The 25061-nt window shown below is 47.3% G+C and carries 19 protein-coding genes; 17 read left to right on the top strand and 2 right to left on the bottom strand.

What is annotated here, in order from left to right; all coding sequences use genetic code 11:
- Nucleotide 1 precedes the first annotated feature (1 nt).
- The 16 genes from ACK2JC_RS08605 (at nucleotide 2) to ACK2JC_RS08530 (ending at nucleotide 21898) form a co-directional block, all read left to right on the top strand.
- Nucleotides 2–1837, top strand: a complete 1836-nt coding sequence (locus ACK2JC_RS08605) for an aminopeptidase P family protein (protein ID WP_368272218.1) — start codon at nucleotides 2–4, stop codon at nucleotides 1835–1837.
- Nucleotides 1838–2187: 350 nt separating this feature from the next.
- Complete coding sequence (gene rlmD / locus ACK2JC_RS08600) at nucleotides 2188–3765, top strand: 23S rRNA (uracil(1939)-C(5))-methyltransferase RlmD (protein WP_331681288.1); 1578 nt, start codon at nucleotides 2188–2190, stop codon at nucleotides 3763–3765.
- 94 nt (nucleotides 3766–3859) lie between these two features.
- Nucleotides 3860–5110: a recombinase family protein gene (locus ACK2JC_RS08595; protein WP_368272219.1), complete on the top strand. Its 1251-nt coding sequence runs from the start codon at nucleotides 3860–3862 to the stop codon at nucleotides 5108–5110.
- Between the two features lie 686 nt (nucleotides 5111–5796).
- Entirely contained in the window at nucleotides 5797–7734 is a 1938-nt protein-coding gene (locus ACK2JC_RS08590) for an ATP-dependent nuclease (protein ID WP_320937945.1), read from the top strand.
- Nucleotides 7724–9658 (top strand): UvrD-helicase domain-containing protein, encoded by a 1935-nt coding sequence (locus ACK2JC_RS08585; RefSeq protein WP_368272220.1) that lies wholly within the window; start codon nucleotides 7724–7726, stop codon nucleotides 9656–9658. The genes ACK2JC_RS08590 and ACK2JC_RS08585 overlap by 11 nt, the downstream gene beginning before the upstream one ends.
- A gap of 445 nt (nucleotides 9659–10103) precedes the next feature.
- A complete protein-coding gene (locus tag ACK2JC_RS08580; RefSeq protein ID WP_368272221.1) occupies nucleotides 10104–11162 on the top strand; it encodes a YhcG family protein in 1059 nt (352 codons plus the stop codon).
- A 577-nt stretch (nucleotides 11163–11739) separates the two neighbouring features.
- Nucleotides 11740–12735, top strand: a complete 996-nt coding sequence (locus ACK2JC_RS08575) for a DUF6930 domain-containing protein (RefSeq protein ID WP_320937943.1) — start codon at nucleotides 11740–11742, stop codon at nucleotides 12733–12735.
- An 82-nt stretch (nucleotides 12736–12817) separates the two neighbouring features.
- On the top strand, nucleotides 12818–13027 hold the full coding sequence (locus tag ACK2JC_RS08570; protein ID WP_092371849.1) for a hypothetical protein: 210 nt from the start codon (nucleotides 12818–12820) through the stop codon (nucleotides 13025–13027).
- A 29-nt stretch (nucleotides 13028–13056) separates the two neighbouring features.
- Nucleotides 13057–13566 carry a transporter substrate-binding domain-containing protein gene (locus ACK2JC_RS08565; protein WP_368272222.1) on the top strand — a complete coding sequence of 170 codons (510 nt, stop codon included), beginning with the start codon at nucleotides 13057–13059 and terminating at the stop codon, nucleotides 13564–13566.
- Nucleotides 13567–13594: 28 nt separating this feature from the next.
- On the top strand, nucleotides 13595–14959 hold the full coding sequence (locus ACK2JC_RS08560; protein ID WP_411337769.1) for an IS1182 family transposase: 1365 nt from the start codon (nucleotides 13595–13597) through the stop codon (nucleotides 14957–14959).
- A 100-nt stretch (nucleotides 14960–15059) separates the two neighbouring features.
- Nucleotides 15060–15482, top strand: coding sequence for a hypothetical protein (locus ACK2JC_RS08555; protein ID WP_411338474.1), 423 nt, complete (start codon nucleotides 15060–15062; stop codon nucleotides 15480–15482).
- A gap of 12 nt (nucleotides 15483–15494) precedes the next feature.
- The gene (locus tag ACK2JC_RS08550; protein WP_320937941.1) at nucleotides 15495–16763 is read left to right on the top strand and encodes a dicarboxylate/amino acid:cation symporter; all 1269 of its coding nucleotides are present in this window, start codon (nucleotides 15495–15497) and stop codon (nucleotides 16761–16763) included.
- A gap of 128 nt (nucleotides 16764–16891) precedes the next feature.
- Nucleotides 16892–17536: a TetR/AcrR family transcriptional regulator gene (locus ACK2JC_RS08545; protein WP_320937940.1), complete on the top strand. Its 645-nt coding sequence runs from the start codon at nucleotides 16892–16894 to the stop codon at nucleotides 17534–17536.
- Nucleotides 17533–18828, top strand: a complete 1296-nt coding sequence (locus ACK2JC_RS08540; RefSeq protein WP_320937939.1) for an MFS transporter — start codon at nucleotides 17533–17535, stop codon at nucleotides 18826–18828. The genes ACK2JC_RS08545 and ACK2JC_RS08540 overlap by 4 nt, the downstream gene beginning before the upstream one ends.
- The gene (locus tag ACK2JC_RS08535) at nucleotides 18818–21136 is read left to right on the top strand and encodes an ABC transporter permease (RefSeq protein ID WP_320937938.1); all 2319 of its coding nucleotides are present in this window, start codon (nucleotides 18818–18820) and stop codon (nucleotides 21134–21136) included. The genes ACK2JC_RS08540 and ACK2JC_RS08535 overlap by 11 nt, the downstream gene beginning before the upstream one ends.
- A gap of 3 nt (nucleotides 21137–21139) precedes the next feature.
- The gene (locus ACK2JC_RS08530) at nucleotides 21140–21898 is read left to right on the top strand and encodes an ABC transporter ATP-binding protein (protein ID WP_320937937.1); all 759 of its coding nucleotides are present in this window, start codon (nucleotides 21140–21142) and stop codon (nucleotides 21896–21898) included.
- A 71-nt stretch (nucleotides 21899–21969) separates the two neighbouring features.
- Here ACK2JC_RS08530 and ACK2JC_RS08525 read toward each other — a convergent pair whose 3' ends face one another.
- Nucleotides 21970–23097: a zinc-dependent alcohol dehydrogenase gene (locus ACK2JC_RS08525; protein ID WP_118756917.1), complete on the bottom strand. Its 1128-nt coding sequence runs from the start codon at nucleotides 23095–23097 to the stop codon at nucleotides 21970–21972.
- A 232-nt stretch (nucleotides 23098–23329) separates the two neighbouring features.
- On the opposite strand from ACK2JC_RS08525, the gene ACK2JC_RS08520 reads away from it, so the two are divergent.
- Nucleotides 23330–24055: a hypothetical protein gene (locus tag ACK2JC_RS08520; RefSeq protein ID WP_368271382.1), complete on the top strand. Its 726-nt coding sequence runs from the start codon at nucleotides 23330–23332 to the stop codon at nucleotides 24053–24055.
- A 68-nt stretch (nucleotides 24056–24123) separates the two neighbouring features.
- On the opposite strand, the gene ACK2JC_RS08515 is transcribed toward ACK2JC_RS08520, so the two are convergent.
- The gene (locus ACK2JC_RS08515) at nucleotides 24124–25017 is read right to left on the bottom strand and encodes an AraC family transcriptional regulator (protein ID WP_320937935.1); all 894 of its coding nucleotides are present in this window, start codon (nucleotides 25015–25017) and stop codon (nucleotides 24124–24126) included.
- Nucleotides 25018–25061: the final 44 nt, after the last annotated feature.

Raw genomic sequence — 25061 nt, 5'->3', positions numbered from 1 at the left:
TATGAATGTAATACAGGAGCGTTTGGGAAGGCTGCGGGAATTGATGGCGGAGAAAGGGATGGACGCCTATCTGGTGGTGACGGCGGATTTCCATGAATCGGAGTATGTGGGCGAATTTTTCAAGTGCAGGAAGTTTCTCACCGGCTTTACGGGGTCTGCGGGAACCGCGGTGGTCACTATGGACGAGGCCTGCCTGTGGACGGACGGGCGGTACTTTGTCCAGGCGGCGGCACAGCTTGCGGGAAGCGGGATCAGGCTGATGAAAATGCGCGAGGAGGGCGTGCCCACTGTGCAGGAGTATCTGGCGGAGAAAATGCCTGCTGGGGGCTGCCTGGGATTTGACGGGCGTACGGTGAACGCCGCCGAGGCACTGGCGTTAAACGAGGCCCTGGAGGCGAAGTATGTGCGTTTTGACGGCAGCGGGGACCTGGTGGGGACCATCTGGCAGGACCGGCCGCCTATGAGCGCAGAGCCGGTTTGGGCGCTGGCGGATTGTTATGCCGGGGAGAACGCGGCGGAAAAGATCCGAAAGCTGCGGGAGAAAATGGCTCAGGCCAGGGCTACGGTCCACATTTTGACGTCCCTGGACGATATCGCCTGGCTGCTCAATATCCGCGGAAATGATGTGTTGTACAATCCGGTGGCGTTGGCCTATGTGATGGTGTTTGAGGACCGGCTGTTGCTGTTTGCGAATGAGAAAATACTGGAAGGAAAAGCTTATCCGTATCTGGAGCAGGGTGAGGGATTTTCCGGGACCGTGAGGGAGTATTTGCAGGGTCTGGGCGTCACGGTGAAACCTTATGAGGCGGTGTACGAGGAGACGGGGCTGCTGCGGGGACAGCGGATTATGCTGGAACGCAAAATGGTGAACTACGCCATTTACAGCCGGATCGACGGGAGCAACCAGGTGATTGAGCGGATGAATCCCACCAGCCAGGCCAAGGCGGTGAAGAATCCCGTGGAGATGGAGAATATGCGGAAGGCCCACATCAAGGACGGCGTGGCTATGACGCGTTTTATCTACTGGTTGAAGCACAATGTGGGTAAGGTGGAAATGGACGAGATCAGCGTTGCGGAGCATCTGCGGGAACTGCGTTTGGAGCAGGACGGGTGCCTGGGGTGCAGCTTTGAAACCATATCCGCTTATGGAGCACATGCGGCAATGTGCCATTACTCGGCGACTGGGGAGACTAATGTGAAGCTGGAGCCTAAGGGGATGTATCTGGTGGATTCCGGCGGGCAGTATTACGAGGGAACCACGGATATTACCAGGACGGTGGTAATGGGGCCGGTGACGGATGAGGAGCGGGAGCATTTTACATTGGTATTGATCAGTATGCTGCGGCTGGGGGCGGTGAAATTCCTCCACGGCTGCAGGGGGATCAGTTTGGATTATGTGGCGAGAGAGCCGTTTTGGAGCCGGGGGCTGGACTACAACCATGGGACGGGACATGGAGTGGGATACTTTTTGAATGTGCATGAGCGGCCGAACAGTATCCGTTACCGGCTGGTGACGGATGCGCGGGAAAATGCGGAGCTGGAGGAAGGCATGGTCACGTCGGATGAGCCGGGGCTTTATATTGAAGGCAGCCACGGAATCCGCACGGAAAACCTGGTGATGTGCGTGAAGGATGAGAAAAATGCCTATGGGCAGTTTATGCGGTTTGAGTTTCTGACCTTTGTGCCGATTGATGTGGATGGTATTGACCGGGAGCTGATGACGGATCGGGATGTGGAATTGCTGAATGAATATCATCAGCAGGTTTACGAGAAGATTTCACCGTATTTGCCGGAGGAAGAGGCGCGGTGGCTGTGGCAGGTGACGGCGGAGATTTGAGGGGGATGAAAGAAGCGATATAGGGGTGGATTTGAGAAGATAGGGCGGGACAGGACCTGCGCGGGGCGAGACGGCGGCGTGAATGCGGTTGGGGAGCTTGAGCGCGGGTTCTGTGTTTTTGGGGGAGAGTTGGAATAATAAAAGACATTGAGGGGTAATTGTGATAGAATGACGATAGGTGTTTTGAGGAATGGGGGAAAATGCGCAAGGTTTGGGCGTGATTTGTGAGGATGAATGGACGGGCGCGGGCTGGGAGAAAATGGGCCGGCTTGGGTCGGTTTGAAGAAAAATATAGTAGAGAGATGGAGTTTGTGATGGCTAAGGATATGAGAAAGAGGGATATGACAGGAATGGATGGGAAGAGAAACGGGGAAGGATTCCGAAGGAAGGAAGCTGTGGGGGGCGGAGCTAAGACGGCGAAGCGCGGCGGAACTGGCGGAGATGGCGAGAGAAAGCAGGGCGGCAGCAGAACCGGCGAACGGCTGCGTGGCAGCGATAGAACCGGCGGGAGAGTGAAGGAAAATGGCGAACGCGGTTATGCGGGGAGAACGGAGAAAAAGGGGGAAGGACGGAAGGCGGAACAGCAGATGGGGAAGGGGCTGGAGAAACGTCGGGAAAAACGCCTGGAAATAAATGGGGATGAAGGCCGGGAAAAGCGGGGCAGGATCAATGGAGCGGCCGGTATTGAGCGGAAGAAGGATTCCGGGGAAGCAAAGCGCGGAGGAGGATTCCGGGGGAATACCAGCGGAGTAAAAGGCGGAGCGGCCCCGACAAGGGGGAAAAAGAGCCGTTGTCCGGTATTTAAGCAGTGCGGCGGCTGCCAGTTGCTGGATATGGAATATGAAAAACAGCTGGAGTGGAAACGGAACTATTTGGAAGAACAGCTGAAAGGGCTTTGCCCGGTGAAGGGGATCATTGGGATGAAGGACCCCTATCATTACCGGAACAAGGTGCATGCGGTATTTGACCGCGACCGGAGAGGGAATATTATTTCGGGAATTTACCAGGAAAATAGCCATATTGTGGTGCCGGTGGAGCGGTGCCTGATCGAGGACCAGAAGGCGGACGAGATTATCGGGACGATCCGGGGGATGCTCAAATCCTTTAAGATCCGCACCTACGATGAGGACACGGGCTTCGGCCTGCTGCGCCATATTTTGGTACGGCGCGGGTTCGCGACCGGGGAGATTATGGTGGTGCTGGTGACGGCTTCGCCGGTATTTCCGTCTAAGAATAATTTTGTGAAGGCGTTAAGGGAAAAGCACCCGGAGATTACGACGATTGTTCAGAATGTCAATGGACGTGGGACGAGCATGGTGCTGGGGGAGAAGGAGCATGTGCTGTATGGTAAGGGGTATATCGAGGATCTGCTCTGTGGATGCAGGTTCCGCATTTCGTCCAAGTCGTTTTACCAGGTAAATCCCGTGCAGACGGAGGTGCTGTACGGCAAGGCGCTGGAACTGGCGGGACTCACGGGAAAGGAGACGGTGCTGGACGCGTACTGCGGGATCGGTACCATCGGACTGATCGCCAGCCGGAAGGCCGGCTCGGTGATTGGGGTGGAGCTGAATAAGGACGCCGTGAAGGATGCGGTGAATAATGCGAAGATTAATGGGATTACCAATGCGAAGTTTTATTGTAATGACGCGGGGAAGTTTCTGGTGGATATGGCGGAGAGGGGAGATAAGGTCGATCTGGTGATCATGGACCCGCCGAGAAGCGGCAGTACGGAGGAATTTATGGAGTCCGTGGCACGGATGGGAGTGAAAAAGGTGGTGTATGTGTCGTGTAGCCCGGAGACGTTGGGGAGAGATTTGAGGGTGATGAAGAAGTTGGGGTATGGAGCAGTGGAGGGATGGGGGGTGGATATGTTTGGGGGGACGAGGCATGTGGAAAGTATTGTCCTGTTGCAGAAGAGTGTTAAATGATGATTTGGTGAGAATGGATAGTTGTTGTGTGGTGAGGCGTGAAGGCTTTTGGCTTTTGCGCCTTTTCTTTATTGGTGAGATGAGGTGGAGGGTTATGAAAAAGATATATTATATACCTGTGGAAAAGGAGAATACGGAACTGCTGCGTGTGGCGGCATATTGCCGCGTCAGCACTAAGAAAGAGATGCAGTTAGCCAGTTTGGCACATCAAATTATGGCATATGCAGAACAGATATCAGATCATACAGGTTGGGTATTTTCAGGAGTATTCTGGGATTGTGGAAGAAGTGGATTAAGGAAAAAAGGCCGTAACGGATTGAAACATATGTTAGAAAGCGCTGCAGAAGGGAAATTCGATTACATAATCACTAAATCAGCAAAACGAGTATCTAGGAATACGGTAGAACTATTGCAGATTATGAGATATTTGAAAGAAAGGGGCATTCAAATGTATTTTGAAATTGAAAATGTGAATTCGTTTGATCCGGATGCAGAAGCGGCAATAACCTTATCGGGAGCAATGGGACAAGAAGAAAGCAGAAACTTTAGTGAGAATATTCAGTGGGGTATTCAAAGAAAATTTGAGGAAGGGCTATTTAGTAGCTACAAACATTTTATGGGATATCGGTGTGTGGAAGGGGAATTGGTAATCGTTCCGGAGCAGGCCAAGATAGTACGATTGATTTTTAAATTATATTTAAAGGGCTACACGTTTTTGCAGATTAAGAAATATTTGGAGGAGAGTGGTATAAAAACGGTAACAGGCAAAAAGGTATGGAGTGCAAATGTAATCCAGCAAATGCTAAAAAATGAGAAATATAAGGGAGATATGATGCTTCAGAAAACATTTACGGAAGATTATTTGAATGGTATACGAAAGAAAAATGTAGGACAGCGAACCAGATATTATGTGAAAGGAAGTCACCAGGCCATTATTTCTCCGGAGATATTTGATAAGGTGCAGGAGGAAATGCTTAATAGAGCCAGACTGCTCAGAACAGCTGACGGCAATCAGATTAGCAGTGGCAACCGATATAGCAGCAAATATTTGCTTAGTAATTTATTGGTATGTGGAGATTGTGGGGGAGGACTCAGGCGTAGAACGGAGCGCGGGAAGATTGTATGGAGATGTGGGACAAGGATGGAAAAAGGAAAGGAGGAGTGTAAAAATTCACCTACCTTGAACGAGCAATATGTAAGAGATACGCTGGGAAAATTCGTGTGTAATGGGGAATATGATGAAAATATCGTAAAAGACAGAGTAAAGAGAATAGATGTTTATGAGAAGCAGTTGATAATTTGTTATGCTGAAAAAGAGAGATATCAGGTATGTGAGTTTGAATAATAGGTAAATGAGAATGTTATGTTGCAGAGGGGAAAATAAACGGAGCTGAAGGAATCTTTCAGATGGTAATGGTGAGGGGAGTATGGTAAAATATAGTAAAATGGATATGGAAACTATTTTAATAATAATATAATTATCGAATTCTTATTGTATATTTTTTGCGGTGAAGGGAAAGTGGAAAAGTCAAATATATTAATGTAAATGACAGAGGATGGAGTTACCAAAGTTGAAGTTACATTGATAATGATATAATATCCGGACACATTAAAAAACTTAGGAGAAAATTTAAGTCGGCCTCCAGTTGTTGCAAATCTTGCAACAACTGGAGGCGATGGAATAAGATCTCGATTAGATTTTATAATCTTGATATTATCAATTCTGATGGTTTACAGAATTTTTAGAATTTTTCTAGCAATACAAATTTTATAGAGTAGTTTTTGGACAAAGAAAGACTGTCAGCAGCAGAGAATAGCCCAATTACACAAATTTGGAGGCAAATCATTGAAAATGGACAGGCATTGGAAGTGATAAAATGAAATACAGATGGTAATTGTTTATTCGGCATATTTTTGCAATACACTTAAAATTGTGTATGATTTAATATATCGAAACTATTCTGTATTCTTGGACGTGAGAAATATTATCAAAAATAGAATTAATATTATAATATACGAGGAGAAGATAAAATGTACTTATCAGATGTAAAAATTGAAGGGTATAGACTGTTTAAGGGAAAACAAATATTGCATTTAAGAAAGGGATTAAATGTTTTAGTCGGTGAGAATGGTTGTGGGAAAAGTACAGTGATAGATGCCATACGGATGCTGCTTAATGAAGATGAATATGTCCGAAATGGGATTTCAGAAGAAGATTTTTATTCATCAGTAGATAAAAAAGAGAGAGCAGATAATATTTCAGTCAAGGGCAGATTTTCGGATTTGTCGGATGATAAAAAGGTTGAGTACATTACATGGCTTGATAAAGACTATAATGCTGTATTAAATATTGATATTGCTAAGAAGCAAGACCGACGCAATAATTATAAGAAAGTAATATGGGGGGGAGAAGCATCAAATAGCACATTTGATTGGGAGCCATTAAATGATATACAGTGTGTATATCTTCCAGCATTAAGAGATGCGGAGAAAAAATTAAAAGCAAACCGAGGGTCAAGGCTAGCTAGATTATTGATTAATCTATCTCAAAAAACATTGGAAGAAAAACGAAAAGTCGGAGAATTAATGGATATTGAGAGGGATGTTAATGATTTTAATGAGGCATTGGCGAAAAGACCTGATATTGCAAGGGCAAATGAACTGATTAATGACAGTTTAGAGGATGCTTTAGGGGCAGTGTTTGCACAGACTACAAAGATACAGTTTGGAGATGTTACATTTGAAAGAATTGTTGAGGCATTGCGTTTGGTATTTTTTCCAGGGAAAATACCTACAGAAGAAAATGTGTATAGAAATCTTTTTGAAAATAGCCTGGGATATAACAATTTAATTTATTTAGCAACAATATTAGCGGAATTTGAGGGATTAAAAGAGAATTATAGTTCTCCGCGAATTTTGTTAATTGAAGAATTGGAAGCACACTTGCATCCGCAGATACAGATAAAAGTATTAAGATATCTAAAAGATCAGGCTGAAAAAAATGATATACAAATTATAATAACGACACATTCTACTACAATAGCTTCAGCAACTCCAATCGAAAATATTATTAGCTTTAATATGACTAAGAATGGAATAAAAATCACTTCTCTTAGAAATTGCATAAAAAATAAGCAGGCAAAGCAATTCATAAACAGATGGATGGATACTACACGTTCAACTTTGCTTTTTTCAAAGGGAAATATTTTGGTCGAAGGATTGGCAGAGGCTTTGCTTATTCCTAAATTGGCAGAAATCTATCTTGGAAAGTTAAATTCACATAATGTACCAAAATCTTTGGAAGAGGCAGGCATTTCGGTTATAAATATGAATGGTATCTTTTTTCAATATTTCATGAAACTTTACGATGGATACGAACTTATATATCCTGAACAAGAAGATGACGAAAGTAAGGAAGCATATAAAGAAAGAATCAATTTGTTCAGGAAGAAAGATAAATTTGAAGAGGATGAATATAAAAAGACAGATTTTCTTCCAATTCTATGTGTTGCAATTACAGATAGTGATCCGGAAGAAGACGCCCCTCAAAAAAAGGCGGCTGTCGAAGGAAAAAATCCACAATTGTTTTTAAAAAAACAAGTAAAGAATATGACTGATAATTGCCGAATCTATACTAATTTAAAGACTTTTGAATATGACTTGGCAATGGAGAAGGATAATGCCAAGAAGATGATTGAAATTATTTTGAATGAATTGTCGACTAATGGTCCAGTTAGAGATAGGTTGAATGGGTATTTGGAGGCATATCAAAACAATGAAAAAGTGGAACAATCGGAGATTGCATTTGATATATTAAAGCAAATTGATGCAAGCTATTTGGGTAAGGGGTTGTTTGCACAATTGCTATTAGAAAAAATAAATATGACAAATGATTTTATTATTCCAGAATACATAAAAGCGGCGATAAGATTTGTTTTGGGAATTATTGAGGAAAATAATGGAAAGTAAGAGAGAAATAATTTGTGGGGTATTATGTGGAAAAGAGAAGTGTATTTCTAATATATATGTCTGTGATGGAAAACAGAAAAATAGATGCAGGCAATTAAAGAAAAGCTTTATCTATAATATGAACGAAGGACAAATTAACTATGTAACATCAAAATTGCGACAGAATGTTTTTCTGAAAGCATGTCCGGGAAGTGGTAAAACTGAAGTTTTGGCAATTAAAGTAGCATATGAAAAAGAACAGTGGAAATTAAGGAATCAAGGTTTCGCAGTTTTGACATTTACAAATTCTGCAGAAAGAGAAATAAATAATAGATTGGATTGCTACTTGAATACTAAATTGGGATATCCGCATTATATAGGGACGTTTACAAGCTGGCTCCATGGTTATATAGCCAATCCGTTTTTACATAAATTTATGAAATATAAAGGTGATGAACGTGGAGATAAAAGCATACGGATAATAGAGAGCGGTTGTACATCTGACTTTTTAAGTTTATATAGTAGTAATTATGGATATAGAGAATTAGGTAATATTAAGGCTCATGAATTTTTTCGGGATTTTAAAACAGATTCATATCAGTATTGTGGTACTAGAAGCAGACAGGGGAAAGAGATTTTGAAGAATCTGGTACAACAAGATGGCTGGAGAGAGTTGGATCTAGCAAAAACAAAAATGAAATTTTGGAAAAGTGGATTTGCTCTTTATGAAGATGTTGAGTATATGCTGAATTTGTTATTTGAAAACTATCCTGAAATAGTAGAGCTAATTGTTAAACGTTTTCCGGTAATCTTTGTGGATGAATGTCAGGATTTATCATATGTTCAACTAGAATTATTAGCGACTCTTTGTGAAAAAGGGTGCAAAATTCATCTAATTGGAGATTTGAATCAAGCGATATATGGTTTTAGAAATATTGAACCTGATGATACCAAAGAATTTATCGAAAATTATCATTTTGATATCAAGCTGTTGACAGAAAACTATAGAAGTTGTCAGTCTATTGTTGATGTGTCGGAATATGTTGTGAATGGAAAAAATAAAATTGTGGGAAAAAATTTTGATAAAGCAAGGAGTCCTTTAATTGCGATTTTTTTTACTAAGGGAAAAGAAAAACTTGCAATAAATAAATTTCATGAATATGTACTTGAAAATAATTTGAGTATTAAAGAAAGTAAAATAATTGTCAGAAATAATAATTTAAAAAATAGATTGCTTGGACTTAATAACAATGAAGGCTCAAATAATTTAGAGACAATAGCTCAAACTGTATATTTGCTTAATCAAAAAAGTCAAGTTTCTGATTTTAAAATGCTATTTGAAATGCTGGCAAAAAGCGTTCAAAGAACCTTTTTCAAAACAAGTGAGCATTTAAATAGCCAGTTTTTTTATAGGCCTAAAGAACTTGATAATAAAGATTGGAAGCGGATATTATTTAAGATAATGAATTTATTAAAAGAATCACCGCAGCTGTATGATTTTTCGGTTACTTGGACAGAGTGGAAAAATACATTAAATAAATTAATGATGGAGAGTATAAAAGTTTTGCCCGAATTATCCGTATGTACATACAATATAGGAATAATTAGAAAAGGAAATAAGGATAAAGTAGTGAAAAAGACACTGTTTAATGATGAAGAAGGAAGTTTAAGTTATTCCATTGAAACAATTCATGGATGTAAGGGAATGAGTTTGGATGCAGTGTTTTTTTTATCTTCTTATCAAGCGGCTAATGGTGATCATTCAGGGGGATATTGGAAACAATGGTTTAACAGAGAGGAGGTTGGAGAAGAAAACAGGCTTGCTTATGTGGCTTTTTCAAGAGCAAGATATTTATTGGCACTTGGAATACCAAAGCCAAAGAACTTTTCGGAAGCAGATAGAAAAATATTAGAGGATGCAGGGTTTGAAATTGTGGGAAGCTAAGTTAAGTGCCCTTATTACAAATAGAGGATCGGCCTACTACAATTAATGTTTAAAATGTTGTAAAATTAGGGGATTTTGGTTAAAGATTTAGTTGAGAGACTAGTTTTCTGGGGCTATAATGTGAACAGTTAATAGATATCTTTTAACCTCAAATGTTTCAGTTCCATATATTCATTTATTGCACAAACATTTCGTATTGTACTTGTATGTTTGAGGGGCAGATTGATACTTTATACATGTTATGAGGTTCTTAATAAGATTAAAAGTGTGCGTCGTAAAAATAGATTCCCCTAAGGTTGAACTACGCCCTCTTAGTATCATTTTTATCCACTCACCACATGTAGAAAGTATTGTCCTGTTGCAGAAGCATATAGTATTAAGTAGAGGAATTTGTCTAAGGAGAACAATGGAATAGCGAGGTGAGAAATTGGATAATCGAAATCATATGGGAAAGAATAAAAATGGAGTATTATTCCCTGTTGCTCCAAATCTTTCCGAGATGAGTGAGGCCTATTTGAAATTTATAGAAGAAGTAAAATCGGAAATTCAAAAGCAGCGGATTTCTGTTGTATTAAATGCTAATTCCAGTATGATTTGCCTGTACTGGAACATAGGCAGAGCTATTCTAAAAAAGCAGGAGGAAGAAGGCTGGGGTGCAAAAATTATTGACCGTATGGCCAAGGACTTAAAGGATGCCTTCCCGGAAATGTCAGGTTTTTCTCCAAGAAACATAAAATATATGCGAAAGTTTGCCGAGAGTTGGCCTGACTTTGAAATTGTGCAACGGGTCGTTGCACAAATACCATGGCGAACTAATATTTCCTTAATGGACAAACTGAAAGATGAAGAAAGTCGTATTTGGTATGCTTACAAAGTAATTGAAAATGGCTGGAGTAAAACAATTTTAGACATGCAAATAGAAACCAGACTGATGGAGCGTTCTGGTAGGAGTGTGAATAATTTCCCGGCAGCACTTCCGCCAGCGGATTCTGATATGGTTAACCAGGTGTTTAAAGACCCGTATCTGTTTGATTTTCTGGGAACGGATATGCCTCGGAGGGAGATAGAGATCGAACGGCAACTTACTGAACATATTCAGAGCTTTCTGTTGGAACTGGGGCAAGGGTTTGCGTTTGTAGGCCGGCAGGTACATTTGGAAGTAGGCGGTGATGATTTTTATCTCGACCTTCTGTTTTACCATCTGAAACTGCGGTGCTTTGTCGTAGTTGAGCTAAAAGCCTGTGACTTTGAACCAGGATTTATTAGCCAATTAAATATGTACCAGAATGTGGTTAACGATATTCTGAGACACCCGGACGACAAGCCAACTATTGGTTTGCTGTTGGTAAAGGGTAAAAACGAAACTGTAGTAGAGTATTCTTTAGCCGGCTACCAGAACCCCATTGGCGTGGCAGAATGGAAAAATCAGATGGCAAAGGCATTACCAGAAGAATTGCGTAGTAGCCTTCCGGCCATTGAAGATATTGAAAAAGAGCTGGAGTAATTGTGCAACGGCTTGTTGCCTAATTCAAGTTCGCTTAAAGTTAGACAAGCGAAACACCGCCAGGGGTGAGCCACGTCTTTCAGACATCATTTTTATCCACTCACTACATTTCGAATCGGTAATCATGATGCGAAATTGTGGATTGAAAGGGTAACATAGGGTGAGAACCACAAACTATAGATAATAATAAGCAAAAAAGTAATGGCCTATTACGATTGTGTTTTAAATACCTTTTTAAGCATAATAAATACAAGAACATCATTAAAACTCTATTGAAGGGAGAAGAAAGAGTTACGCAACCGGAGATGGAATTGCCAAGCTGAAGCTACATTTGACGATGATACAATATGTTTATTATTGGAACAAATTTTAGAGTTATTCTAAAAAAGTCCACAATATCCATGCTATTAAAAATATTTTTTCAGAAGGTGAGTTGGTTCCGAAGCAGCTGTTGCAAAACCTGCAAGGGTTCAAAGAGAAGAAAATAGAATGAATGACTGACAATATAGCATTAAACTGTTAAAAATAAACATGCACTCACTATTTTGAAACATATGAAATACAGCAAAGGAGATTTATGAGAATAAAAGCAACAATCGCCCAATGGAAACAATTATACGAAGTAACCACAAGAATCCGGGCATTGGAGCCGTGGAATTTCCTGTGGGATCTGGATATCATCGGGATACGGGTGGGGGATGAGCCTGAGAATACGGTGTTCTACAGTATATTGGGGAAGGGCGAAGGCTGTTACGGAATTACGGTTTATGAGGGGTACGAGGCATTTAACAGTTTCCTGATGCTGACTATGCATGAGCAGATGAACCTGTCTGTAGAATATGCTTTGTTTAACCAGATGAACCTGACTTGCTACTGGGGAGACCGTGAAGAATTGTCGGCAAAGCAGAGGGAGATTATCAAGGAGCTGGGGTATAAATATCGCGGTAAGAATAAGTGGCTGTATTTCCTGTCCTGTGAGCCCGGATATTATCCGTACAATCTGGACCAGGATGAGGTTGTACGGATGACGGAGCACATGGAAAATCTGGAAATGGCGCTCACCTATTATAAGAAAATGGATATTCATATCGATTTTGAGAATGGGAAGATGTTTTCTTTTGTATTTTCGTCAGACAGGAAAACGTGGCAATATGGCGAGGAACCGCTGCCATTTATCAGCTATCGTTTTGGGAATCTTGTGATTACAGATGAAGAACTGTTAGAAGAGCTGGCCAAGGCGCCAAAAGGGAAGTTTACGCTGGAAGCTGATGTGAGGCCCCTGGCAGCGTCAGTGCCGGATAAGGAATACGACAGGCCAGTAAATCCTGTCATGAGCATTCTGACAGAAGCTGATACAGGGGTGGTTATTTCCTGTGATATGAATGGCCCGCATGAGGATGCCATGGTGGAATTGGCAGAGACGTTGATCAGATTCATTTTTAAAGCGGGAGCGCCCAGAGAGATCAGAGTTTCAAATGTGATTGTAGCGGCAGCGTTGGAACAGATTTGCGAGACTTGCAAAATCAAGCTTCGGCGTGTGAAACAGTTGAAGGAATCGATGAGTTCTGGATGACAATGGGTCAGTACCGCTAGGGCGTGGTGTGCCGGCATGCTGGTTGATTATTATAACGATATAACCGCAGAATGGAGATTCTATGGCATATAAACCGGAATTATGGGCGGAAGCTAAGAAAAAATGCAGGCTTGGGGAGAAGGAAATACAGATGGCGAAAGAACTGGGGTTAAATCCCAAGAGTCTGATTAAAAATATTCCGAATCCCAGGGAACAGTGGAAGCTTCCAGTGAGAGAGTGGATTTATGACATGTATGAGGACAGGCAGCGAAAAAAGAAAGCGAAAGAGTAACGTTGTGTAATTGTGGATTGGGGGTTCCTATGAACAAAAAACTACTTCTGACACTCGTCTTATTCCTCATCCCCCTTCTTTCCGCCTGCGCTTCCGCCCCAAAGGCAGAAAGCCCGGCAGAGACAGCGGAGATCGCAACAATCGCCCTGCACAGTTCACTGGACCTGTCCCAGGAAGGGCGGCAGCCAATCCTGCCCCAGGAGTATGACAAACCGTTTGTGGCAGAACTCCTCGAAAAGGATTCCCTGGTAGTCGGCATGCTGGAGGAGGACAGGCCCCCGTTCTTTTACCACACGGGTGACGGCTCCATGGATGGGCTGGATGTGGAGATTTCGCTGGGGATTGCAGATACCTTTGGCGTGAAGCTGGTGATCGACCGCACGGCGCGGTCGAATCAGGAGCTTTATGAGAATCTGGCCCGGGGACGGTATGATATGGTGGCGTCCAAGTTCAGCATGACGCCGGAGCGGGCTATGGGGGTGTCGTTTTCGACTCCCTATGGGGCTGTTGACAAAGTCCCCTTAGCGCCGGAAATATGATATAATGAAAAAAAGAGCGGAGAGGGGGATGGGAATGCAACTGAAGCTGCACATGGTAACGATAGAAGATTTGGTCCCAGAGGGACACTTTCTGCGAAAACTGGAAGCCACGCTGGACTTGTCCTTCATTCATGAAGAAACAGCCCATCTGTACAACCGCAGATACGGCCGCCCACCCATTGCCCCTGTTGTGCTGGTAAAATATCTGCTGGTAGGATACCTGTACGGGATCCCATCGGAACGGCAGATCGAACAGCGTATCCAGACAGATGTGGCCCTGCGGTGGTATCTGGGCCTGGATCTGTTTGACCGGGTACCGGACCACAGCACCATCTCTCAGCTGCGCCGTCGCAAGCCTTCTTTCCGCAAGGTTTTCCGTCGGCTGTTTGAGGAAGTGGTGCGGCAGTGCATTGAAAAAGGTCTGGTCAGCGGGAAATTGGCAGCTACCGACTCTACCCATGTAAAGGCCAATGCCTCCCGTGCGTCGGAGCATCTGGTGGAAATGCCCGAGGAACCGGGCGTATACTGGGAACGGCTGGACGGCTACGAGGAAGAAGGACTGCAGAAACTGGAGAAACGGACCGGACACCGCCGGAAGAAGCGGACAAAGCAAATCAAGCGGGACAGCCGCCGCAGCCACAAGCGTGTGAGCCGGACTGATCCGGAGGCAGGGCATATGAAACGGCCGGGGAAGCCGGAGGGCCAGTACTACCTGAGCCATCAAACCCTGGACACGGACCACGGTGTGATCCTGGGTGTGACGGTGACACCGGGCGATGTGCATGATTCCGTGCCATACCTGGACCATCTGGAGCAGATCCATCGAAATGTCTTCCCCATTCAGGCGGCCACAGCGGACGCCGCTTACGATTTTCCTCTGGCCCACCGTGTGCTGGAGGAGCAGGGAATCTCCTTTTATGTCAGGCCGCAGCCTTCTGCTGATAGGACCAAGGCGGAATTCAAACGGGATGCCTTTTCTTATGATGCGGAGAAAGATGTTTATCAATGCCCCAATGGGAAAGAGCTTCGAGTGAAGGGGCTGTACCGCAGCGCCAGCGGTGTGTACTGGGAGTATTGGGCAGACCGCGGAGACTGCCGGAGCTGTCCTTTCCGGGAGAAATGTTTGAGCGAAAATGATAAACGCGGCGCACGAAGGCTGCTGGATACCTACTTCCGTCCCACAGTACGGCGGCATCTCGCCCGGCAAAACGAGCCGGACTATCTGGATGCGCTGCGCAAGCGGCAGATCTGGTGCGAGGGCACGTTTGCCGCCCAAAAGTGGGGACATAACTTAACACGCGTCTTACGACGGGGTTTAGAGGCAGCGGAGGACCACTGCCTCCTCTCGGCGACCGCTTTGAACTTAAAAAGGATGATAAGATGTATGGGATGACGCCGGTAGGCGTCTTTTTTATTGCTTTTTTCCGCTCGTAATAAATGATCAGGCACTTTGTCAACAGCCCCCCTATGTGACGCTGCGGCAGTCGTTTCTAGTGAATAAAAAGCTGGCGGCCCAATACGGCGTGGCGGATTATCCCTACGACCATATGCGGGAGCCGGGGGCGGTGATTGGGACGGTTGAGGGGACTTCCTATGAGAGCTTTGTGAGGCGGAATTTCCCGGAGGCGGACATCCGGGTGTATGAGGATATCCCTTCGATGGTCGAGGCCGTGGTCGGGGAAGAGGTGTTTGCGGCGGTCTATGACGATCTGACCTTTGTCCAGGCCATCATGAAGAATTATGAGGTTTCCTTGTATACCACGATCTATACGGTGGAGGACCTCCGGGATTATATTTGCGTTGCGGTTGCGGACGGCTCGGAGGATCTTTTGGAGTGCATCAACGCGTATTTGATGGTGAACTGTTACTCCTATGTGTTGGACGATTTGATCCGGGATTTCCCGGAATGCTTCTGATGAAGGGCGGGTATGAAGATGGGGAAAATTCTCAGAAGTCCGGTTCTGCTGTTTGTTTTGTTTGCGTTGGGAATCCTGGTTGGGATATTGCAGCCGTCGTTTATCGGGGTGTTGGAAGTATTTGGAGATATTTTTCTGACGATGCTGGAGCTGTGTATGCTCCCGATTATTGCCACAATGCTGACCATCAGTATTCACAATGTCCTGAAGGCGAAGGTGGGAGGAAAATTCCTGGGCCGGGCCGCGGTGACCAGCGTTGTGATTGTGGCGGCGGTTTTCGGGATTACGGCGGGGGTCAGCTGGCTGCTGCGGGGAGCTATTTTCCAGCAAAAGGATTTTCAGCTGGCGGCCAGCAAGCTGCTGATCGAGGGCGAGGCCGGGATCAATTCCATGATCCGGGAAATCAGCAGTTATATACGGCCGGAACACCCTGAGACGATTACCATCGGGGAAATGATCCTGAACATTTTCCCGGACAATATTATCCGGGCGTTATCCCAGAGTAATGTGCTGCAGGTGGTGTTTTTTTCCATTGTGCTCGGTATCGCCACGGTGACGCTGCCGCCGAAAAATGAAGAGCTGGTCATGGATCTCTGCGAGGCGGTGAATCACATTTTTATGGAGATTTTCGACTTCATCATGATTTTTCTGGCGCCAGCCATTTTTTGTATTATCTCCGTGCAGATTTCCGCGCTGGGGATGGATGTGCTGCTTTCGCTGGTGCGGCTGCTGTTTATGACCATTGGAATCTGCCTGATCATCTGTGTTGTGTCCATGACGGTGATGTGCCTGGTGACGGGGACCGGCGTCCGCGCGCATTTGAAGGCCATGGGGAAGCCTCTGTATATGGCGTTCGCCACAGGGGACGCGATCCCTACGATTCCATATCTGATCGATAACCTGCATAATCATCACAAAATCAACCGGGATGTGACCAACACAATTCTTCCGATTAGTATTTCGCTGTTCAATTATGATGGGGTGATACTGCTTGCACTGAGCTTTGTGGGCGCGGCATCGATATACGGTGTTACGCTGCAGCCCGGCACCATTGCGACCGCGTTTCTGATCACGTTTTTGCTGTCCACCAGTTATTCCGATATTATGGCGTCGTCCTATTTGATCGCGCTGCTGCTGGAGCCGTTCGGGCTGCCGGCAGAAGCGATGATTGCGATGCTGATTCCGCTTAATCCGGTGTTGGACGCGGTGTTCACGGCGACGAAGGTTTACCCGGTGTGCGTGACGGCGGCGGTTATGTCGAAGCGCATGGAGGGGTTGTAACCGTAGGGTGATGATATAGAACGGAATGGACAGGCTGTCGATTTTGCGGTTATTGTCCTTGACATCCGCCCCTAACCATGCTATTCTTATTAATAGACCGACGGTCGGTCGAGAAAAGGAGTCTACCCATGAGAATTATAAAAGAAGCCGATATTCGCAAAAACGAGATCTTGGACGCAGCCGAGATATTATTTACAGAAAAAGGATATGACAATACAAGCGTTACCGATATTATGAACGCGGTGGGGATCGCAAAGGGAACCCTTTACCATCATTACAAATCCAAAGAAGATATTTTGAATGCGCTGATTAAACGGCAAACCGACGATATCTTTTTGAGTGCAAAAAAAATAGCAGATGATAAAAGCATTCCGGTCAAGGAGCGGATGATCCGAACCATTCTGGCCCTTCATGTGGATACAGAGCAAATGGAGGAGCAAACGATGATGGAGCAGCTGCACAAGCCCCAGAATACACTGATGCATGAAAAAACGAAAAAGATCATTTTTCAGGAGGTTCCGCCGATTTTGGCCGATATCGTAACCGAGGGGGTCCAACAGGGGATTTTTGATACCGCGTATCCTTTGGAAGGCATGGAGATGGCGCTTTGTTATTTGGATGTTATGCTGGATGACAACGTGTTTGAACTGAAGCAGCCGCAACGTCAGGACAAAATCCAGGCGTTTATCTATTATCTGGAACGGCTTCTCGGCGTGGGGGAAGGTGAACTTGCAGCGTTTGAAGAAGCGTTTACAGGAAGGCAGGGTGAATGAAAAATAATACAGAAAAATCCTTTGGGAAATTCATGCTGCTCTGGTCCGGCGATTTTGTCTCAGCGATTGGAAGCGGCCTTACCTCCTTTGGCCTGGGCGTTTATATCTTTCAGCAGACCGGAAAAGCGTCCCAGATGGCGCTAGTCACACTGCTCGCGTTCCTTCCTTCGCTTCTTCTGGGGCCTATGGCGGGGGTGTTGGCCGACCGCTATGACCGCAGGCTTTTGATGATTCTGGGAGACAGCCTTTCCGCGGTGGGGCTGCTGTTCATCCTGGTGAGCCTGATGCATGGGGAGGCCCTTCTTTGGCAAATCTGCGTGGGAGTAACCGTCAGCTCCGTGTTCGCGTCCCTTCTGGAACCGGCTTATAAAGCTACCATTACAGAGCTGTTGAATCCGGAGCAGTACAGCAAGGCCAGCGGTCTGGTCCAGATTGCGGGCTCCGCCAAATATCTGATTTCCCCGGTTTTGGCCGGTTTCCTGCTCACCATTTCCGATATCCGCCTGCTGCTGTTCCTTGATATATGCACTTTTTTTGTGACGGTTGCCACAACGCTGGTTGTGAAAAAGGGGCTTCCGGGCAGGAAAGCGGAGAACAGTTTCTCTTTTGCCGCCGAGCTGAAGGCCGGCTGGGAAGCGCTGGCCGGTAAGAAGGGAGTCCTCACCCTGGTTGTCATGGGCGCGCTTATTACCTTTTGCCTGGGGGTTATACAGACGCTCGCCTCCCCGATGGTCTTAAGTTTTTCAGACAGCGCCACCCTTGGCACGCTGATGACGGTTATCACGATGGGAATGCTGGTAACCAGCGCGGTTCTCGGGGGAATCAGCATCAAAAAGGGATACGCCGGGCTGCTCTCCCTTTCACTCTTTGGAGCCGGTATTTTTATGGCGTTATTCGGGCTGCGGGAAAATATTGTGTTCATCGGCGCGGCCGGTTTTCTTTTTTTCGCGATGCTGCCGTTCACCAACGCCAGCCTGGATTACCTGCTGCGCACCAATATTGAAAATGACTTGCAGGGACGCGCCTGGGGGCTGATTGGGCTGATCTCACAGCTTGGATACGTGGCGGCCTATGCGGTTTCCGGCCTGTTGGCGGATTATGTGTTCACCCCTCTGCTTCTGGACGGCGGCGCGCTTTCCGAAAACGTTGGGAAAATCATTGGCACGGGACCGGGCCGGGGCATCGGCTTTCTTATGATTCTTGCCGGCCTGCTGCTTTGCGTCACGTCCGGCCTGCTGTTTTGCATGAAGTCCATCCGCAATCTGGAAAGCGGGGGTCTTTATGACACGTAAAATGATCTGGAACGACCTTGTGAGGAACAGAGCGGTGTCGCTGATCACAATTCTTTTTATTTCCGTGGCAGCCATGTTATTGTCACTTGCGGCAATCCTCACGGTAAATCTGTTTGGCGCGGTGGACCGGCTCATGGCGGATGCAAAAACACCCCATTTTATGCAGATGCATACAGGGGCGGTTGATATGGCCGGCCTGGAGAATTTTGCAGACAATAACAGGAACGTGGCGGATTTTCAGGTAATCCCCTTTTTGAATGTGGATAATACCGAGCTTATTCTGGGCGGAAACAGACTTACGGACAGCGTGCAGGACAACGGTTTTTGCACCCAAAGCAGCCGGTTTGATTTTCTGCTGGATATGGAGAATCAACCGGTGAACCCCCAGCCCGGCGAAGTATATGTGCCCGTCTGTTATTTGCGGGACGGGATTGTGAACGTGGGCGATCCGGCGGTCCTGTGTGGAAGAACCTTTCGCGTTGCGGGATTTGTCCGGGATTCCCAGATGAATTCCACCCTGGCATCTTCCAAACGCTTTCTGATAAACGAAGCAGATTATACCCGGCTTGCGCCGTTTGGGAATGTGGAATATTTAATCGAATTCCGCCTGCATGACCTGTCAAAACTGAGCGCTTTTGAGACCGCTTACAGCGCCGCAGGACTTCCGGCTAACGGGCCTGCGCTCACATGGCCGTTGTTTCAGATGATCAGCGCTATTTCAGACGGCATTATGATCGTAATCCTTGTCCTGATCGGGCTCCTGGTAGTCTCTGTTTCGCTGTTATGCGTCCGCTTCACGCTCCTGGCGAAGATCGAGGACGATTTCCGGGAAATCGGGGTCATGAAGGCAATCGGAATGCGGGTATGGGATATCAGGGGAATCTATCTGGCAATCTATGCAGTCATGGCGGCCATTGGAAGTGGCTTTGGATTTATGCTTTCCCTTCTGTTCAAAGACGCCTTGCTGGAACGAATCCGCCTGAATTTAGGCGGCAGCGGGAGTCCGGCCCGGGAGCTGCTGCTGGGCGGCCTTGGCGCTGGGATTGTATGTTTGCTGATTCTGCTCTATGTAAACGGATGCCTCCGGCGGTTTCGCTGTATATCTGCCGTGCAGGCAATCCGGTTTGGCGCACAGGACGATTCCAGTCACAGCTCCCGGATTGTCAGGCTGTCTGAAAGCCGTGTGGTTTCCTGCAACTTTATTCTTGGCCTGAAGGACGTCCTGGCAAGAAAACGGCTCTATGGTACGATGCTGGCGGTGATCATTCTGGCGAGCTTTATTATGGTTGTGCCGCAGAATTTGTACCATACGATTTCCGGGGATGATTTTGTCACCTACATTGGGGTGGGAAATTGCGACCTTCGCATGGATATTCAGCAGACCGGTCAGATCGGCGAAAAGACGCAGGAAATTGGCCGGTATATGGAAAATGACCCGGAAATTGCAGATTACGCCCTGTTTGTCTCAAAGATTTTCCCGGTCAAACTGGACCGTGGAGAAACCGAGAATCTGAAGGTGGAGCTGGGGGATCATTCCGTGTTTCCGCTTCAATATGCGGAGGGCCGCCTGCCGGTTAAGGAAACTGAAATAGCCTTATCGGCCATCTATGCGGACGAATTGGAAAAGCGTGTGGGTGAGCGTATTACGTTGTTGACTTCCACTGGGGAAAAACAGCTGACAGTCTGCGGGATCTATTCCGACATCACCAATGGAGGAAAGACCGCCAAGGCAGTGTTTACAGATACCGGCACGGAACCGGTATGGAGTCTGGTGTGCGCGGATTTGGCCGGAAAAGACCGGCTGCCCGACAAAATTGCGGAGTATGCGGCCCATTTTTCCTACGCAAAAGTTTCAAGCATAGACGAATACATGGCGCAGACCTTTGGAGGAACGCTTCGATCCGTGCAGGCGGCGTCGCGGATTGCCGGCATTGTCTCAGCGGTTATTGTGTTATTGGTAACCTTATTGTTTGTGAAGCTGCTGGCTGCAAAGGACCGGTATTCCATTGCCGTGCTGCGGGCCGTCGGATTTACCGGCTCAGATATACAGCGCCAGTATGCCTGGCGCGCGTTTTTGATACTGGCGGTTGGAATATTTTTGGGAACCATACTGGCGGGGACCGTGGGAGAAAAACTGTCCGCTGCCGCCGTCTCCTCTTTGGGAGCCGCGACATTCCGTTTTACCATAAATCCGCTGTCCACGTATTTGTTTTCCCCATTGATTTTGGTATGTTCCGGTCTGCTTGCGACCGTATGGGGAACTGCTCATGCGGGCGACGTGAAATTATGCCAATCCATAAAGGAGTAAGCCATGAAACAATTATTATCCGGTCAGAATATCATAAAATCCTACGGTGTGGGGGAAGAAAAACACAGGGTCTTAAACGGGGTGTCCGTTACAATCGGCAGCGGCGAGTTTGTATCCATCATGGGCCCCTCCGGCTCAGGAAAGTCCACGCTGCTTTATGCCCTGAGCGGAATGGACGGAATCGACGGCGGGGAAGTGAGTTTTGAGGGCCGGAAACTATCCGGTTTATCGGACGATGCATTGTCGGATCTCCGCAGAAGCAGAATGGGGTTTGTTTTCCAACAGCCCGCCCTGCTGAAAAACCTCAATCTGCTGGACAATATTATGTTGCCCCAGATGCGGGACCGCCGCAGGAACGTGAGACAACTGAATCAAAAAGCCAGAGATTTGATGGAGCAGATGGGGATTGGGGATTTGGCGCAGAGGGACATTACCCAGGCTTCCGGCGGCCAGCTCCAGCGGGCGGGCATCTGCCGCGCCCTGATGAGCGAGCCGGAGATCGTGTTTGGCGACGAGCCGACCGGGGCTTTGAATACAAAGACAGCAAAAGAGATTATGGAACTTTTTACAAAAATCAACCGGGATGGCATCGCAATACTTCTGGTTACACACGATCCGAACATAGCGGCCAGGACTGAGCGGGTTCTGTTTCTGTGTGACGGGGAAATCGTTGACGAGTGCAGATTATCCAAGTTTACGGAACGGGATTTTGATACCAGGGTTGGTGAAATTACGAAACGGATGCAGAAAATCGGTATTTGATTTTGCGTTTTCTGCAAGGGGGAAACAAATCGCTGTCAAAACCCATTAGATTCAGTTCGGTTTTTCGCCCATCACGGCTTCAAAATCACCTTAATACAGTGATCCTCCCTCTTATCAAAAATACTATAAGCATGCTTCCCTTCCTCCAGCGAAAGCCTGTGGGTAATGATATCCGTGGCGTCGATCTCTCCCTTTTGAATCTTCTCCAACATCAGATCTACATACCGGGTGGCGGGGCACTGGCCCATTTTCAGGGAGATATTTTTGGAGAAAAAGTTACCGAGGGGGAAGTTATTATATTTATCGCCGTACACGCCCACCAGGGCCACCGTTCCGGCTTTTCGGACGCACTGGGAGGCGGTTTCGATGGCGGATTTGGACCCGCCCTGCAATTTGAGGGCGGTTTCGATTTTCTCCACGACCGAGGTTTTCCCGTCCAGGCCCACGCAGTCGATAACGGAATGAGCGCCGCCGTGGGTGATTTCTTTTATATATGCCCCGACCTGCTCGTAGTCTTCAAAATTCAGGGTTTCCACGCCGTAGCCCCGGGCGTGTTCCAGGCGGTAATTCACGTGGTCCACCGCGATAATGCGCCCCGCGCCTTTCAGGATACACCACTTGATGGTCATCAGCCCGATGGGCCCGCAGCCCAGCACCACCACGGTGTCCCCTGCCTTCACATTTGCGATTTCAGTTCCCCAGTAGGAGGTGGGCAGGACATCCGTTACAAAGAGCACCTGCTCGTCGGTCAGCCCTTCGGGCACTTTTTTCGGCCCAACATTGGCGTAGGGCACCCGGATGTACTCGGCCTGCCCACCTGCGTAGTTTCCGTGGTATTTGCTGTAGCCAAGCAGGCCGCCCGCCTCGCCGTAGTCGTTGGAGTTGTCACACTGGCTGTATTCTCCGCGGCTGCAGAATTCACAATGTCCGCAGGCCACGGGAAACGGGATCACGACCCGGTCGCCTTTCTTTAAGTTTTTCACGCCCTTTCCGGCTTCCTCCACGATTCCCATGGTCTCATGGCCTAAAATGTACCCGTCGTACATTCCCTTTACCAGACCGTGCACCAGGTGCAGGTCCGATCCGCAGATGGCCGTGGAGGTGACCTTTACCACTACATCGTCCTCCTTCTCAATCCCGGGATCTGCCACGTTGCGGCATTCCACTTTTTGTATTCCGTCATATACGATTGCCTTCATTGCAATACCTCCGTTATCATTTGGAACTATTATTTGTAGAGGAAGGGAATCTATACCGGACCGGGCGGATTTTGGACAAAGATGCGCGCCGTTTTTTACAGACGAAGTTCTGTTTCGGATGACAATGACAGGGACAATATGGTAAAATATTACTGGACTAATTTCATGGCAAGGGCTGATCGGCTTCCATGCAAATGAGGACGGAAAATACAGCGAATAGGAGAACACTACTATGTCCCAAAACTTTTTAGAACAGGAATCAACCCGCGCAAACCGCTCCGCCAAAAAACAGGTATTCGGCGGGCTGACCTTATTGGCAGGCCTTCTGGCTCTGCTTTATTTCCTGATGAAGGATTCATTTGATATGAATGATCCGTCCAGCAGGCAGGTGCTGGTCTATCTGGGGATTCTGGTGGGGGTTATGCTGGTTGCGGTGGTTGTGAGATTGTTCAAAGCCAGGCGGACGGCCAGGAACGGCGAGAATTTGGCGCTTCCCTTCAATGAGGACACGAAAGAGGCGGTGGCCGGGCGGATTAACCGGGAGGCCTCGGAGGGCAAGATTCTGGTCGATGAATATATTTATCATTTTGAGGAGAGCAAGAAGCCGTACGGAGAGCGGGTAGTCCTGCTGCCCTCCTATCTGCTGATTTTTGACGGCAATCTGAAGGTGACGGCAATCCCCAGGGATAAAATCTACTGGATCTGCGCCCAGGTTGGACGAAAAGGGGGCTCCTTCATCGTGCAGCTGCTGATTTTCACGGAAAAGAAGATTTTCCGGGTGGTTGGAGTCGATGTTGAGCATGTCCAGCGGATTTCCGCACAGATTGACCGGTACATACCCAATGTTTTCAGTGATTACGATCCGTTCCAGCTGTCCTATGAGCTGGAAAAGCTTTTTGCCGACAACCGTGAGGAGTTTTTGCGGTTTTATGAGAGTGAGAAGGGGAAACGGGCGTAGAACGGCGGATATCTGACTGTGGTCCCGATGGGATCTGCGCTCCAAGGGCGGGGGAGACCCCGCCCTTTTTAAAGAACCGGAATATATAATTTCACTTCATTTTCCGGGTCCTCCACCGCCAGCACCTTCCGCTCATAAACCTCAAAGTCCTCCCGGTCGTCCAGCCGCCGGCCCGACGACGGCAGCCAGGTGCCGTAAATGTACTGGTAGGTCTGGAGCAGCTTGTCCAAACTGCCGCGGTGGGTGAAAACGGCGTATTTTCCGGGGCGCAGGGTGGTTTGGGCCAGCGTTTCCGGCAGGTTGCTGAAATCGGGGACAGGGCTTCCCACCATCACGGAGAAGGTCACGTCCCCGTCCTCCGCGTAGACGGTCTGCCGGGTTTCGCAGATGCTGTAGGCGGTTCCGGTCAGCTCGTAGAGATCCCTGTGAAGGCTCAGGAACTGATCCCACAGCTGGGGAATCCGGTTTTGGGAAATGGAGGTGGTGCCCCGCAGGCCGGCTATTTTGATTTCCTCCGTCATCTGAAGGATTTCCGGGGAATGGGAAATGCCGGCGGCGATGTGGGGGACGTCCACGGGCAGCAGCCGGGGCTTGGCCGTTGCCACCAGGTCCAGGCCCGCTTTGCGGTAGTCCGCCGGGGTGGTTTTAAACGCCGCCTTGAAGGCCCGGCTGAAGGCTTCGGGCGACTGGAAGCCGCTTTCCAGGGCGATGTCGATGATCCGCCGGTCGGAGCTTACGAGCTGCCGGGCAGCCCGATAGAGCCTGCGGCGGCTGATATAGCGGCCCACCGGCTCGCCCAGCACGGCGGAGAACATCCGCGTCATGTGGTAATAGGAGTATCCCATTTCCCTGGACACGTCGCCCAGGTCAATATTTTCATCCAGATGTGTTTCGATGTATTCGATTGCCCGCTCAAGCGGTGTCAGATGGCTCAATCCGCCGCCTCCCTTCTCCATTAACATTCTATCCTTCTATCATGCCGAAATCAACAAAAAATATCATGAAT

Source organism: Enterocloster lavalensis, from assembly GCF_046603895.1.
GTDB lineage: Bacteria > Bacillota > Clostridia > Lachnospirales > Lachnospiraceae > Enterocloster > Enterocloster lavalensis.
This window is presented reverse-complemented; position numbering and strand designations above follow the sequence as displayed.